Raw genomic sequence first — 14,316 nt, 5'->3', positions numbered from 1 at the left:
CCTATGAATCATGCATCAATCCAAATTTGAATCCTGAATGTCGATTGGTCCTAGAGCGGGATGACTTTTCCTTGAATCGTCATCGCGCTCTATCCTCTTGTTACAGCATGATCTTTTCCGAAGACCGGTTCCCACTTTTCGGGATCATGCTCAAGAAGGCCAGCGCGCCTATTCGCCGGGCCTCGCCAATCGTCCTTCTTCGGCCTTGTAATAATACTGGCTTGCCACGAGCCAGCCCTTGAGCGGCCGCAGCGGCGGGATGCAGGTGGCGAGAACCACGGGTATCGACACGAAGATGTGGAACCACATCGACGGCTCGAAGGTCACCTGCGCCCAGACGGCGAACAGCACGGAAGGGACGCAGGCAAAACAGATGACGAAGAAGGCGGGACCGTCCGCGGGGTCGGCGAAAGAATAGTCGAGACCGCAGACCTCGCATCTTGGCGCCAGCTTGAGGAAGCCGTCGAACAACCGGCCCTCTCCGCAACGCGGGCAGCGGCCCCGGATTCCGACCCGCAACGGATCGAGATGAGGATAGTGCGCATGGTCTTGCATGGTAGTCGCTCCAGGACCTCGCGTGGCATTCGATCCGGCCTTGAGGTCACGCATACAGACTAGTATCTTTAATGTATGCATACAATGCGACAAAATGTATGGATATGGAGCAAAGCAGCGTGACCGGCGAAATCGACCTCGGCTGGCTTTCCGCGTTGGAGGAGGGGCCGCGGCCGATCTATCTCAAGATCGCCGACGCGCTTTCGGCGGCGCGGTCGAGTGGCCGGCTGCAGCCGGGCGACAGGCTGCCGCCGCAGCGGGACCTGGCCCGCTTCCTCGGCGTCGACCTGACCACGGTCACCCGTGCCTTCACCGAAGCACGGCGCAGGAACCTCATCGATGCCACGGCCGGCCGCGGCACCTTCGTCACGCCAGGCGAGCCGGAAGAACCTATCCTCGATCTGGGCATGAACATCCCGCCGGCGCCTTCAGGCTTCAGCCTGCCGGCCCTGATCCGGAGCGGCATCGAAGGGTTGCTCAAGCGCTCGAGCGCGGAAGCGCTGCTCTCCTACCATCCCGGCCCGGGCTCGCCCGCGGAACGCGCCGCCGGCTCGTCATGGCTTGCCGCGCGACGCGACAGGCTGCCGGTCGAGCGCGTGGCTGTCGGCTCCGGCGCGCAGGCGCTGCTCACGGCCGTTCTCCTGTCGCAAACCAAAGAGGGCGATACGGTCCTGACCGATGCGCTGACCTATCCCGGCCTGATCGCGCTTGCCGCATCCACCGGTCGGAAACTGGCCGGCGTCGGCAGCGATGCTGACGGCATGCGGCCGGACCATCTGGAGGAGGCGGCGCGACGGCGTGATGCTCGCGTCCTTTACCTCAACCCAACCCTCCACAACCCGACCGCGCTCACCATGCCGGAGGGTAGGCGCCGGGATCTCGCGCGGATGGCGGACAGGCTCAAGCTCACGATCGTCGAGGACGATCCCTACAGTCCGTTGCTGACGGCGCCGCCGCCGGCTTTTCTCGGCCTTGCTCCTGATCGGACCATCCATGTCGCGACGATGGCGAAATGCATCTCGCCATTCCTGCGCACCGCATTTCTGGCGGCGCCCGATGCAGGCACTCTCGAACGGATCGCCTTGGCAATACGCGGCACGACGATGATGGCGCCGCCGCTGATGACCGGCCTCGCCTGCGAATGGGTGCGAAGCGGCCTTGCCGGCGAGATCGCCGTGGCGGTGCGTGCCGAAGCCGCGGCGAGGCAGGATATCGCGCGCAAGATCCTGCCCGGCGATTTTGCGACGACGCAGACGAGCCTGCATCTCTGGTATCCGCTCAAGGGGCCGTTGCGCTCGCTGGATCTGGCCGAGCTCGCCCGACGTCGCGGACTGGCGCTCAGCCCCGCGGAAGAGTTTTCGGTAGAGCCCGGCACAGCCAACGGCGTGCGACTCGCACTGGGGGCTGCCTCCAGCCGCGAAAGGCTGGAGGAGGGCCTGCGTAGCCTGGTATCGATCCTCGCCGCCGGCTCCGGATCACGGGCTGCTGCTGTCTGATGCGAGCGTCGAAAAAAGAGTTGGGCGACTTACTCCGCTGCCGCCGGCAGCGGTGGCGTCGCGCGGCTGCGGGACTCCCAAAGCTGCGAGGCAATGGCAACTGCTGTCGCCACCAGCATGGCTAAAGCGCCGGCGACGGGCAGGCTGCGGTAGCCATAGCCGGCATTGAGCATGGCGGCACCCAGCGAGGCTGCGAGCGCGATGCCGACATTGAAGCCAGACGGAATGAGCGAAGAGGCGAGGTTCGAGGCATCCGCCGTCCATGCCAGGATGCGGGTCTGGATCGGCGCGCCAATGGCGAAGTTGAGGCCGCCCCAGATAACGATCGCCGCGATCATCGGCACCGGGTAGGGGCTGACGGCATAGATCACAGCCAACATGACGGCCTGCAGGAAGAGCATGGTGATCAGCGACGGCATCAGCTTCCAGTCGGCAAGCTTGCCGCCGACCAGAACGCCGATCGTGGCGCCGACGCCGTTGAGCAGCAGTACCCAGGGGATCATGTTCTCGCTCAGGCCGGTGACTTCGAGCAGTGTCGGCGTGATGTAGGTGAAGAGGCCGAACTGGCCGATCATCAACATCAGCATGAGGATCAACGAAGTCCAGACCTGCTGGCGCCCGAGCACGCGGACTTCACGCGCAAGGCCGGCGGGCCGGTTCGCGGCGCCGGCCGTGCGCGGCAACAGCGCAAGCATGGCGATGATCGCGACGAAACCCAATGCGCCCATCACCCAGAAGGTCGCGCGCCAACCCCATAGACCGCCGATGGCGGTGCCGGCCGGCACACCGATGACGTTGGAGACCGTAAGCCCCGACAAGATCACAGCCACCGCCCGACCGCGCTGGTCCTCGCGCACTAGGCTGACGGCAACCACCATGGCGACGCCGAAATAAGCGCCATGCGCAACCGCGGTCGCGATGCGCAACAGCAGCATCGAACTGAAATCAGGCGCCAGAGCGCAGGCCACCTGACCGAGGGTGAAGGCAATCGTCAGTCCGACCAGCAATGCCTTTCGCGACACCCTGGCGGTGGCGAGCGCAAGCAATGGGCCGCCGATGGCGATGCCGCAGGCATAGCCGGAGACAAGATAGCCGGCAGTCGGTACCGAAACGCCAAGCCCTTGCGCCACCTCAGGCAACACGCCGGCGATGACGAATTCAGTCGTGCCGAAGGCGAAGGCGGCAATGAAAAGGGCAATCAGCGGCAGCATGGCAATAAATCTTGAGACGAATGCAACGCCTCAAACCACGCCTTGCCTCGGCCGGCAATGCAGAAATTGTCGATGCCGCTTTAGCTTTTCTTGAGCGGGCCGGTCCAGGCCAACCGATTTGCGACGGTTATGCGGTTGTCCGGCGGCCGTAAGGGATCTTCAGCCAAGCCCGCTCGTGCAGGTAGTAGAGCAGCGATTTGGTGACGACTTCGGTCAGGCCGATTGTGGCCGCGAGCTTGATGCTTCCAGTCACCACAAGCGAGATGATCATGGTGTCGACAGTGCCGGTAGCGCGCCAGGAAAGCGCCTTGGCGAAGCTGCGCGAATGGGTGTCCATCGACCGATCATCCTCCCAATAGGTCCTCGATAGATTCTTATCCGACGGAGCCGAGGATGAGCAAAGACTAATTTTTCGGCTGGGTAGCGATGGTGTCCGCCTGATCGAGGACTAACTTGCCTTCAATCGCGAGCCGCCAAGCAGTCCGCGCTCCTCGAGCACGGGGTAGGCGATCGACGCCAGCAGCGAATTGATCTGCTTTAGGTCGCGGATGGTGTCGAGATGGATCGAACTCGTCTCGACGCTTTTGGCGGTGCCGTCGCGCAGCCGCTCGAAATGGCTGGTGCTGGTCTCCTTCTCGCGTTCGCGCAAGAGATCCTTCTCCAGCACCAACTGGCGGGCAGTCTCGGGATCGCGAGAAACCAGAACGTTGAAGGCGAGCCGCGCATTGGCGAGCACCGAAGCGTGGAAGGCGCAAAGCTCATGCCAGCCCTCGGGCGTGAACGCCAGCCCGCGCTCGAGTTTCTTCTTCACATGCGCCAGCATGTTGCGCACGATGATGTCGCCGACCTGCTCCAGCTTGACGCAGGCGCCGATCAACTCCTGGCAGCGCAATGCCTCGTCCTCCGTCAGCGGATTGCGGGTGACCTTGGCGAGGTAAAGTTTGATCGCCGCGTGCTTTTTGTCCACGCGGTCGTCAAGGGCGGCCAATGCCTTGATCTTACCGGCGTCCGCGCTCTCATAGAGCTCGATGATGCGCTTGAGCATGATCTCGACCGTCTCGCAGACGCGCACCACCTCACGGGTCGCGTTGGCCAGCGCCTGGCCCGGCACATCCAGCGCGCTTTCGTTGAGCGCGGAAAGCTCGACGACGTCGAGCGTGGCGGTCGGCGCCGGCTTGGCGCCGAGAGCAACGATCTTCTCGGAGGCGCGATAGACCAGGCCCGCAAGTGGGAGGCCGGCCAGCAGGATGATGACGTTGAACAGGATATGCGCGTTGACGATCTGGTCCGATGCCGTTGCGCCCAGGAACCCGACATGCGGCCGGAAAATCATGAACAGGATCAGCATGACAAGCGAGCCAAGTCCGCGCATCAGAAGATTGCCGATCGGCACGACGCGTACCTCAGGCGGCGCCGAGCGGGTCAGCATCGGGGCGATGATCGACGAGCCCAGATTGACGCCCAGGATGAGGACGACGCCAAGCTCTGGCGTGATCACGCCGCGGCCGGCCAGCGTTGCCATGAGCAGGACCGCGGCGATGCTGGACTGGAACAGCCAGGTGATCAGCGCCGCCAGCAAATAGGTGCTTATCGCATCGCCGGAGAAGTAGTTGATAATGACCGGCATGAGCTGGCTGTCGCGCAGCGGTTCGGATGCCTGGCCGATCATTTCGAGAGACAGGATCAGCAGACCGATGCCGACCAGGATGCGGCCTGACTGGCGCCAGTCGCGCCGCTCTGTGGCCATGAACATGATCGTCCCCGCGACCAGACATAGCGGGACGAGCAGCGACAGATCGAATGTGAGCAGCTTGGCGACCAGCGCCGAGCCGATCTCCGCGCCGCGAACCGCGAGCTGGCCTGCCGCGCCCGAGACGATGCCGGAACCGGCGAAGGAGCCGACGAGCAGCGTGACGGCGGTGGAACTCTGCAACGCGACCGCCAGGCCGCAGCCGGCCAGCACTGCCATCAGCGGATTGCGCATGGTGGCGCGCAGCCTGTGGCGCAGCACGTCGCCATAAGCGCGCTCGACGCCGGTCTTCACCATGCGCGTGGCAAACAGCATCAGCGCCACCGCGCCGGCAAGGTGCAGCAGGACGACGGAGCCACTCATCTCGGGCCTCGGAGGGCGCCTTTGGCGGCACGAAGGTGGGTACGAATCTCAGTCATATCGAGGCGAGCAAATACACCAAACAACATTAGCCGGATAATAGATTTTTTCGATGAGATGATCGCCTGCGCTCGACGTCGTGTGTCGGAAATGAATGGAAGGCGGATTGGTTGCAAGCGCTCTCGCGGGTCAGTCGGTCCACGGCATCCCGCCACCAGCGCGGAGTGGCCAGGCCCGACCTGAAAGCATGTTGAGCCATCCCGTACAAGCATTGGAAATCGTTACAGAATTGTAATTCTAGTGTTCAGTTTCGGTTCATCCGCCGGCGGTTACTCCTCCGCCCATCGACAACCAAGGAGTACCGACATGAAGCGTCTCATACTTTCCGCCGTGACTGCATCGATGCTGGCCGCCTCGGCCTTTTCGGGCCAGGCCGCGCCGCTCAATCAGCCGAGCGCACCGCAATCGAATTACACCCAGGTCGACTGGCAGAAGCCCAGCAAGGACGTCGATCTCAGGAAGAAGAAAATGGAAAGGCGCGGCCATTGGCGCAACGGCCAGAAATACTCCAACTGGAAGCGCCACCGGGCGGTCCGCGACTGGCATCGGCATGGCCTGCGGCGTCCCGGCCCCGGCCAGGAATGGATCCGCGTCGGCAACGACTATGTGCTGGTCGGCATCGTTTCTGGCATCATCTTTGGCGCGATCGCGGCGCGCTGAGCCCGCGCCAGTCCAACCTTAGGGAAGGCGGCTCCGCGGTATCAGGGGCCGCCTCTTTTTGTCTGTGAAAAGCGGGTACGATGGTTTTATGGAGTCGTCGCGCCTAGGCGGCTTGTTTATATGGAGGGCAAACGAGTTCCCGATGCGCTTTCCACCCGCCTTCCTCGACGAGATACGCGACCGCGTGCCGATTTCATCGGTGATCGGTCAGCGCGTCGCATGGGACAGGAAGAAGACGAACGCCTCGCGCGGCGATTACTGGGCCTGCTGCCCGTTCCATGGCGAAAAGAGCCCGTCCTTCCACTGCGAGGACAAGAAAGGCCGCTATCACTGCTTCGGTTGCTCGGTCTCCGGCGACCATTTCAAGTTCCTGACCGAGCTCGACGGCATGAGCTTTCCCGAGGCGGTCGAGAAGATCGCCGAGATGGCCGGCGTGCCGATGCCGGTGCGCGACGAAGCACAGGAGCGGCGCGAGAAGGAACGCGCCAGCCTGACCGACGTCATGGAGATGGCGACGGCTTTCTTCCAGGAGCGGCTGCAAGGACCCGAGGGGGCGAAGGCGCGGGCCTATCTGCGCGAGCGCGGCCTGACGTCGGCGACGCAGCAGTCGTTCCGCCTGGGTTATGCGCCGGACAGCCGCAATGCGCTCAAGGAACATCTCGCCGCCAGGGGCGTGCCGAAGGCTGACATCGAGGCTTGCGGGCTGGTGCGGCATGGCGACGATATTCCCGTCTCTTACGACTGGTTCCGCGACCGCATCATGTTCCCGATCCCGGATTCGCGCGGCAAGATCATCGCCTTCGGCGGGCGGGCGCTGGCGCCGGATGCCCTGGCCAAATACATGAACTCGCCCGAGACCGAGCTCTTCCACAAGGGCAATGTGCTCTACAACTTCGCCCGCGCCCGCAAGGCGGTGGCCAAGGGCGGCACGGTGATCGCGGTCGAAGGCTATATGGACGTGATCGCGCTGGCGCAGGCCGGCTTCGAGAATGCCGTGGCGCCACTCGGCACCGCGCTCACCGAAAACCAGCTCGAACTTTTGTGGCGCATGGCGCCCGAACCGGTGCTGTGCTTCGACGGCGATCAGGCTGGGCTGAAGGCTGCCTGGCGCGCCGCAGATTTGGCGCTGCCCTCGGTGCAGGCCGGCCGCTCAGCCCGTTTTGCTCTGCTGCCCGAGGGCAAGGATCCCGACGATCTGGTCAAGGCAGAAGGGCCGGATGCTTTTCGCGCGGTGCTGGCGGAGGCTCGGCCGCTTGACGAACTCCTGTGGATGCGTGAGACGGCGGGTGGTGTCTTCGACACGCCGGAGCGTCGCTCCGAACTCGGAAAGAGGCTGCGCGAGATCACCGGCCGCATCCGCGACGAAAGCACGCGCTACCACTATCAGCAGGCAATGCGGGAGCGGGAACTAAGCTTCTTTGGCTCGCAGCGCGCCGCTCGGCAGGGAAACCAGGGCGGGCGGCCAGGCGAGCGGTTCCAGGGTAAAACGCCACCGCCAGGCGGACAATTTGCGAAAGGCGCCGCCGCTGGCGGACGGGCTGCGATCACCGAAAGCCTTGGTCGCTCGGCATTGGTCAAGCGGACCGTGGAAGCAATGTCGGTGCGCGAGGCGACGATCATCGTGGCGCTGGTCAACCATCCGCCGCTGATCGACGAGAATTTCGCCCATGTCGAATTCCTCGACCTCGCCAACACCGATTTGCGGCGGCTGCACGCGGCCATCCTCGACGCGATGGCGCATGACGCGGCCGACGACCGCGACGCGGTCATCGCCACGATCGGGCGCGCCGGATGCGTCGACGTGTGGGAGCGCGCCGTGGCGCTGATCAAGCGCGCGCGGCAATGGCCGGCGCTCGAAACCGCCGGGCTGGACGATGCACGCGACGCCTTCAACCAGGCACTGCACTTGCAGCGCAGCGCGCGCACCTTACATAGGGAACTGAAACAGGCGCAGGCGGCGCTCGATGCGGACCCTTCGGACGAAAACTTCCGGCATCTCGTCGAGATACAAGCGCAATTCAACGATGTGCAGGCAACCGAGGCGCTGATCGAAGGGTTCGGCGTTTCGTCGGGCAGGGCGGGGCGCGTTTAGGCTCCAACCTTCCCCGGAAATGAAGTGGAAATGCGCAGCGCGTCGAATCGACGCCTCTAAGTCGGGTAATTGATTCGCTTTTTTCATGCGAATCATGCCAGAGGCGCTTGACCTTCTGGCAGATTGGCGGAATCAGAACGATTCGAAACGTTAACCGTGCCCCGGCGTCGACGGGAAATTTGGGCGATGTGAGGTACCGGTGACACTGGACAGGCAAAGTGCTTGCCACAGATATCAGGGTTAATCTGGACTTAACGAGAGATGCGGTTACTGGCCCGGTGAAAAGCGTTCTGGTGCGAACGCATCCGGTATGACCGGTTTGGCAGCTTACGCGGCCTCGAAATAGAGCCGCTTGGAGACGACAAAGAATGGCGACAAAGGAAAAGGAAGAGGTCGAGACCGAACGCGAAGGCGCCACCGATGGGCCTCTGCTCGACCTTTCCGATGATGCTGTCAAGAAGATGATCAAGGCCGCCAAGAAGCGCGGCTATGTGACCATGGACGAGCTGAACTCGGTGCTGCCGTCGGAGGAGGTGACCTCCGAGCAGATCGAGGACACCATGGCCATGCTGTCCGACATGGGCATCAACGTCGTCGAGGACGACGAGCAGGGCGAGGAGGCCGAGGCCGCCGATGCCGGCGCCGATGCCGAGGAAGACGCCAACGAGCTTGCCGAGCAGACCGGCACCGCCGTCGCCGCTACGACCACCAAAAAAGAGCCGACCGACCGCACCGACGATCCGGTGCGCATGTATCTGCGCGAGATGGGCTCGGTCGAGCTTCTGTCGCGCGAGGGCGAAATCGCCATCGCCAAGCGCATCGAGGCCGGCCGCGAAACGATGATCGCGGGCCTGTGCGAAAGCCCGCTGACCTTCCAGGCGATCATCATCTGGCGCGACGAGCTCAACGAATCGAAGATCCTGCTGCGCGAGATCATCGACCTCGAAGCAACCTATGCCGGCCCGGAGGCCAAGCAGGCACCGGTGGTCGAGCGCGTCGAGGAAGCGCCCAAGCCCGATGAAAAGCCGCGCCGTGGCGCCGCCGCGCGCGACGAAGAGGACGACATCACCAATGTCGGCGGCGACACCCGCGGGCTTGAGGAAGAGGAAGACGACGAGGACGAAGCCAGCCTGTCGCTCGCCGCGATGGAAGCGGAACTGCGCCCGCAGGTGATGGAGACGCTCGACGTCATCGCCGACACCTACAAGAAGCTTCGCAAGCTGCAGGACCAGCAGGTCGAGAACCGCCTGGCCGCCGCCGGTACGCTCTCGCCCAGCCAGGATCGCCGCTTGAAGGAGCTCAAGGACCAGCTGATCAAGGCGGTGAAGTCGCTGTCGCTCAACACGGCGCGCATCGAAGCGCTGGTCGAGCAGCTCTATGACATCAACAAGCGCCTGGTGCAGAACGAGGGCAAGCTGCTGCGTCTCGCCGAAAGCTATGGCGTGCGCCGCGAGGAGTTCCTCAGGGAATATCAGGGTTCGGAGCTCGACCCCAACTGGACACGTTCCATCGCCAACCTGACGTCGCGCGGCTGGAAGGAGTTCACCAAGAACGAGAAGGACGCGATCAAGGATCTGCGGGCCGAGATCCAGAGCCTCGCCACCGAGACGGCGATCTCGATCCTGGAATTCCGCAAGATCGTGAACCAGGTGCAGAAGGGCGAACGTGAGGCCGCGATCGCCAAGAAGGAAATGGTCGAGGCGAACCTTCGCCTGGTCATCTCCATCGCCAAGAAATACACCAACCGTGGCCTGCAGTTCCTGGACCTGATCCAGGAAGGCAATATCGGCCTGATGAAGGCGGTCGACAAATTCGAATACCGTCGCGGCTACAAGTTCTCGACCTACGCCACGTGGTGGATTCGGCAGGTGCACATGATCGAGACGATCAACAAGATCGTGCGCACCTCGCGCCAGATGCTGCACGAGATCGGCCGCGAGCCGACGCCGGAGGAACTGGCCGAGAAGCTCGCCATGCCGCTGGAAAAAGTGCGCAAGGTGCTGAAGATCGCCAAGGAGCCGATCTCGCTCGAAACCCCCGTGGGTGACGAGGAGGATTCGCATCTGGGCGACTTCATCGAGGACAAGATGGCGATCCTGCCGATCGACGCCGCGATCCAGGCCAATCTGCGCGAGACGACCACGCGCGTGCTCGCCTCGCTGACGCCGCGCGAGGAGCGCGTTCTCAGAATGCGCTTCGGCATCGGCATGAACACCGACCACACGCTGGAGGAAGTCGGCCAGCAGTTCTCGGTCACCCGCGAGCGCATCCGCCAGATCGAGGCCAAGGCGCTGCGCAAGCTCAAGCATCCGAGCAGGTCGCGCAAGCTCAGAAGCTTCCTCGACAGCTAAGCGGAACGCAAGCCAAGATCCAAAGGGCGCCTCCGGCGCCCTTTTTTGCGTTTCCTACCACCTCATGCCGCCTTGCCGGGTTCGCCCGACAGGAGGATAATTTCACGGTCGGATGCATTTGTGGGCGACAAGCCGGATGCCCGCCCCGGCGCCGGTCGCAGCGGCCAGGCGTCGCGCTCCGTGGCTCCCGGTGGGAGGTGTGCCATGACAACCTACATCGTGCTTATCAACTGGACCGAACTGGGCGCCAGGAATGTGCGGGAGTCGCCGAAACGGCTCGATGCCGCCAAGAAGCTGCTGGGGGAAATGGGCGGCTCGTTCAAGTCGTTTTATCTCACCATGGGCGAATGCGACATGGTCGCCATCGTCGAAGCTCCGGACGATGCCGTGCTCGCCCGCTTCGCGCTGCTGTTGTCGTCGGGCGGCAATGTCAAGACGCGGACGATGAAGGCGTTCCCGGAATTCGCCTATCGCGAGATCATCAGCTCGCTCGGATGAGGCGCCAAGGCCGGCTTGGTCGATCGGTCACATTGCGGTGCCGCGCGCGGTCGCCGATAGTTGCGCCATGCCCGAGCCGCCGCTCACCGTCTGGTACAACACGCGCTGTCCGGTCTGCGACGCCGGCATCAACCGCCAGAAGCGGCGGCTGATCGAAGCGGTCAAGGCGGGCCGTGTCGAATTCCGCGACGTCAATTTCGAACCGGAGGCGCTTTCGGCCTTCGGCGCCTCGCTGGAGGATATCCGGCGCCGGCTGCATGCGATCGATGGCGAAGGTCGGCTGCTGGCTGGCGCCGACGTCGCGGTCGCGGTCTGGCGGCTGACGCCGGGCGAGGGGTGGCTGGCGACCCTGTTCGGCAATCCTGTCACGCTGCCGCTGACGCGCTTTGGCTATGACCGTTTCGCCGACCTGCTCTACGCCTGGAACCGGCGCAAGGGCCACTGGTAACGGGCTTGACGCCCGCCAGATCAAGGACTCAGCCGTTCAGCAATTTGCCCGAAACCGTTCGCGTTCAAAAATAAGTCATCGCGGCACAGCCACCTACAGGAGCCTGTGCAAAGCCCTAGTTCCAGATGCAAGGCCTCGGAGGCCTCCTTCATCAAGCATCGCCGACCGTCCCGCCCATCAAGGATGCATGGCGGCTTATCGGAACATAGGGAGATCAACCATGATCACGGATCATGAAAACAGCAATCGCGGGCAGGGCCTTGCGGCCACAAGGCGGACGATGCTGCGGCTGGCGCTCGGCGCAGGTGGCGTCGCTTCGCTGGCGGCATTAGGCACTTTGCCGGCCTTCGTGGCGGCATAGGCCGCCGACGGCGACTTTCCCAAGCACAAGCAGTGGAAGTTCGTCTTCGTCAACCATGTCACCACGAACCCGTTCTTCGTGCCGACCCAGTATGGCATTGCCGATGCCTGCGCGCTGCTCGGTTGCTCCTACCAATGGACGGGGTCGCAGAAATCCGTCGCCTCGGAGATGGTCAATGCCATGAACGCGGCCATTGCCGCCGGGGTCGACGGTATCGCCGTCTGCCTGGTCGACGAGCACGCGTTCAACGAGCCGGTGAAAAAGGCGCTTGCGGCCGGTATTCCGGTCTTCGCCTATAACGCCGACGCCAAAGGCAACGCCCGGCTGGCCTATGTCGGCCAGGATTTATACCTTGCCGGCAAGGCGCTCGGAGAGCGCATCGTAAGCCTGGTGGACGAGGGGGACGTGGTGGGCTTCATCGCCACGCCCGGCCAGCTCAATATCCAACCGCGTCTCGACGGCGCCGCCGACGCGATCAAGGCGTCGGGCAAGAAGATCACTTTCACCCAGATCGCCAGCGGACCGACGGTCAACGAGGAGGTTTCGCGTGTCGATGCCTATTATGTCGGCCACAAGGACCTGAAGGGCATTTTCGCTGTCGACGCCGGCAGCACCATGGCGGTCGGCAAGACCATGGAGAAATACGGTCTGCACGCCAACGGCGTTCGGGCCGGCGGCTTCGATCTGCTGCCCGAGACGCTCGATGCCATCGCCAAGGATCACCTCGATTTCACCATCGACCAACAGCCCTATCTGCAGGGCTTCTATACGGTGATGGAGATGTTTCTGTTCCAGATGTCGGGTGGCCTGACCGGCCCCGCCGAGATCAACACCGGCCTCAAATTCGTCACCAAGGACGGCGTCCAGCCTTACCTGAAGACGCAAAGTCGCTACGAGGGCAATGCGAGCAAGCAGGCGCTGGTCGAACGCTCAGGCGCGATCGGTGGATGAAGACACCCACATAGCCGACGTGGCCGGGCATTCCACGGCCAACGAGGGCCGCCTCCCAGGCGCAGCAGCGACGGGACGGACGTCCCGGTCTCGCAGCGCCTGGAGCAGGATTGCAGCTATCGTGTTCCGCTATCGCGAGGCGAGCATCGTCATCGCCGGCCTGTTGCTGATCGTCTATTTCCAGTACTCCAGTTCAGCCTTCCTTTCGCAGCCGAACCTTGAGAATCTCGTCCAGTTCACGGCTACCACCGCCATCATCGCCGCGGGCGAGGTGATGGTTCTGGTCTGCGGAGAACTCGACCTGTCGGTGGGCATGGTCTACGCGCTCGCTCCCTTCGTGATGTACTTCGCAGCGGATGGCGGCGCGCCGCCATGGCTAGCCGTGATCGCGGGGCTCGCAGCGGCCGCGACGGTAGGCGCAATCAACGGTTTTGTGACGACGATTCTGCGGTTGCCTTCTTTCGTCACTACGCTCGGCATGCTGTTTCTGATCAACGGTTTCACTCTGACCATTTCGGGTGGCTTCCCGGTGCAGCCGCAGGCCGGCGAACTCTTTACCCAGATTTTCGGCGCCAACGCCTGGGCGGAACTGGCCTGGGCGGTGGCAATCGCGATCGGTTTGCAATTCGTGTTGATGAAGACCCGTTGGGGCCTTCACACCGTGGCTACCGGCGGCAACCCGACGGGCGCCGCCGAAGTCGGCATCAAGGTTCGCCGCATCAAGACCGGCAACTTCATTCTCTGCAGCACGCTCGGCGGCTTTGCCGGGATGCTGGACGCCTTCCGGATTGGCTCGATCGACCCGCTTGCTGGCGGCAGCGAGATCATGTTCGCGGCGATCGCCTCGGCCGTCATCGGTGGCACATTGCTGACCGGCGGGCTGGGCACCACCGTCGGCGCCTTCCTCGGCGCCCTCGTGCTGGCGATCCTCAAGGACGGCTTCACGCTGCTTGGCGTCAGCGCCTTCACCTTCGACATGATCCTCGGCGCAGCGATCCTGGTGACGATGGCCGTCAACATCCATCTCAGCCGGCTGCGCGACCAGGGAAGCGGATGATGGAACAAGAGACGGCTTCCGACGAACTGCTCCGGGCCGAACACATTGCAAAGCGCTTCGGTCAGGTTACGGCGCTGCGCGACGTCAATCTCCGGCTGACCCGAGGGCAGGTGCTGGGGCTGCTGGGTGACAACGGCGCCGGCAAGTCCACGCTGATGAAGATATTCACGGGCTTCCTCAAGCCGACGAGCGGACAGTTGTATCTCGGCGGCAAGCCCGTGTCGCTCGGCTCCGTTACGCATGCGCGAAGTCTAGGCATCGAGGCGGTGTACCAGGATCTCGCCTTGATCAACGAACTGAACGTCTACCGCAACATGTTCCTGCAGCGCGAGGCTGTGTTCGGCGGTCCTCTTGGCATCCTCGATGACAAGAGCATGCGACGCGCGGCGCTCGCGCAACTGGACCGCATGGGCGTCAACATTCCCTCGGTGGACGCCGAGGTTTCCCGGCTGTCGGGCGGCCAGCG

At 63.6% G+C, this 14,316-nt stretch carries 13 protein-coding genes and 1 pseudogene; 10 read left to right on the top strand and 4 right to left on the bottom strand.

Features of this window, described 5'->3' with window-relative positions; translation table 11 throughout:
* Positions 1-168 precede the first annotated feature (168 nt).
* Positions 169-555 (bottom strand): DUF983 domain-containing protein, encoded by a 387-nt coding sequence (locus Q0L57_RS25920; RefSeq protein ID WP_296745921.1) that lies wholly within the window; start codon positions 553-555, stop codon positions 169-171.
* A 119-nt stretch (positions 556-674) separates the two neighbouring features.
* On the opposite strand from Q0L57_RS25920, the gene Q0L57_RS25915 reads away from it, so the two are divergent.
* Positions 675-2,051, top strand: coding sequence for a PLP-dependent aminotransferase family protein (locus Q0L57_RS25915; protein WP_296745920.1), 1,377 nt, complete (start codon positions 675-677; stop codon positions 2,049-2,051).
* Between the two features lie 29 nt (positions 2,052-2,080).
* On the opposite strand, the gene Q0L57_RS25910 is transcribed toward Q0L57_RS25915, so the two are convergent.
* The 3 genes from Q0L57_RS25910 to Q0L57_RS25900 form a co-directional block, all read right to left on the bottom strand.
* Positions 2,081-3,262 carry an MFS transporter gene (locus Q0L57_RS25910; RefSeq protein WP_296745919.1) on the bottom strand — a complete coding sequence of 394 codons (1,182 nt, stop codon included), beginning with the start codon at positions 3,260-3,262 and terminating at the stop codon, positions 2,081-2,083.
* Positions 3,263-3,389: 127 nt separating this feature from the next.
* Entirely contained in the window at positions 3,390-3,599 is a 210-nt protein-coding gene (locus Q0L57_RS25905) for a DUF2061 domain-containing protein (RefSeq protein WP_296745918.1), read from the bottom strand.
* Positions 3,600-3,710: 111 nt separating this feature from the next.
* Positions 3,711-5,375: a Na/Pi cotransporter family protein gene (locus tag Q0L57_RS25900; RefSeq protein WP_296745917.1), complete on the bottom strand. Its 1,665-nt coding sequence runs from the start codon at positions 5,373-5,375 to the stop codon at positions 3,711-3,713.
* A 363-nt stretch (positions 5,376-5,738) separates the two neighbouring features.
* Between Q0L57_RS25900 and Q0L57_RS25895 the strand changes: the two genes are divergently transcribed.
* The 9 genes and pseudogenes from Q0L57_RS25895 to Q0L57_RS25855 form a co-directional block, all read left to right on the top strand.
* Complete coding sequence (locus Q0L57_RS25895; RefSeq protein ID WP_296745916.1) at positions 5,739-6,092, top strand: RcnB family protein; 354 nt, start codon at positions 5,739-5,741, stop codon at positions 6,090-6,092.
* 142 nt (positions 6,093-6,234) lie between these two features.
* On the top strand, positions 6,235-8,184 hold the full coding sequence (gene dnaG, locus Q0L57_RS25890; RefSeq protein WP_296745915.1) for a DNA primase: 1,950 nt from the start codon (positions 6,235-6,237) through the stop codon (positions 8,182-8,184).
* Between the two features lie 368 nt (positions 8,185-8,552).
* Positions 8,553-10,535: an RNA polymerase sigma factor RpoD gene (gene rpoD / locus Q0L57_RS25885; RefSeq protein ID WP_296745914.1), complete on the top strand. Its 1,983-nt coding sequence runs from the start codon at positions 8,553-8,555 to the stop codon at positions 10,533-10,535.
* Positions 10,536-10,739: 204 nt separating this feature from the next.
* Positions 10,740-11,033 carry a GYD domain-containing protein gene (locus Q0L57_RS25880; protein WP_042646984.1) on the top strand — a complete coding sequence of 98 codons (294 nt, stop codon included), beginning with the start codon at positions 10,740-10,742 and terminating at the stop codon, positions 11,031-11,033.
* Between the two features lie 67 nt (positions 11,034-11,100).
* Positions 11,101-11,481: a thiol-disulfide oxidoreductase DCC family protein gene (locus Q0L57_RS25875; RefSeq protein ID WP_296745913.1), complete on the top strand. Its 381-nt coding sequence runs from the start codon at positions 11,101-11,103 to the stop codon at positions 11,479-11,481.
* 220 nt (positions 11,482-11,701) lie between these two features.
* Positions 11,702-11,842 carry a hypothetical protein gene (locus Q0L57_RS25870; protein WP_296745912.1) on the top strand — a complete coding sequence of 47 codons (141 nt, stop codon included), beginning with the start codon at positions 11,702-11,704 and terminating at the stop codon, positions 11,840-11,842.
* A 51-nt stretch (positions 11,843-11,893) separates the two neighbouring features.
* A pseudogene (locus Q0L57_RS25865) lies at positions 11,894-12,793 on the top strand (sugar ABC transporter substrate-binding protein); the annotation flags it as partial.
* Between the two features lie 121 nt (positions 12,794-12,914).
* Entirely contained in the window at positions 12,915-13,850 is a 936-nt protein-coding gene (locus Q0L57_RS25860) for an ABC transporter permease (protein ID WP_296745911.1), read from the top strand.
* The coding region (locus Q0L57_RS25855; RefSeq protein WP_296745910.1) for an ATP-binding cassette domain-containing protein at positions 13,847-14,316 on the top strand (470 nt) is incomplete at its 3' end. The genes Q0L57_RS25860 and Q0L57_RS25855, both read left to right, overlap by 4 nt.

It is taken from the genome of Mesorhizobium sp. (genome assembly GCF_024509055.1).
In the GTDB taxonomy this organism is placed as follows: domain Bacteria; phylum Pseudomonadota; class Alphaproteobacteria; order Rhizobiales; family Rhizobiaceae; genus Mesorhizobium.
The sequence above is the reverse complement of the archived record's forward strand: the minus strand, read 5'-3'. Positions and strand labels throughout refer to the sequence as shown.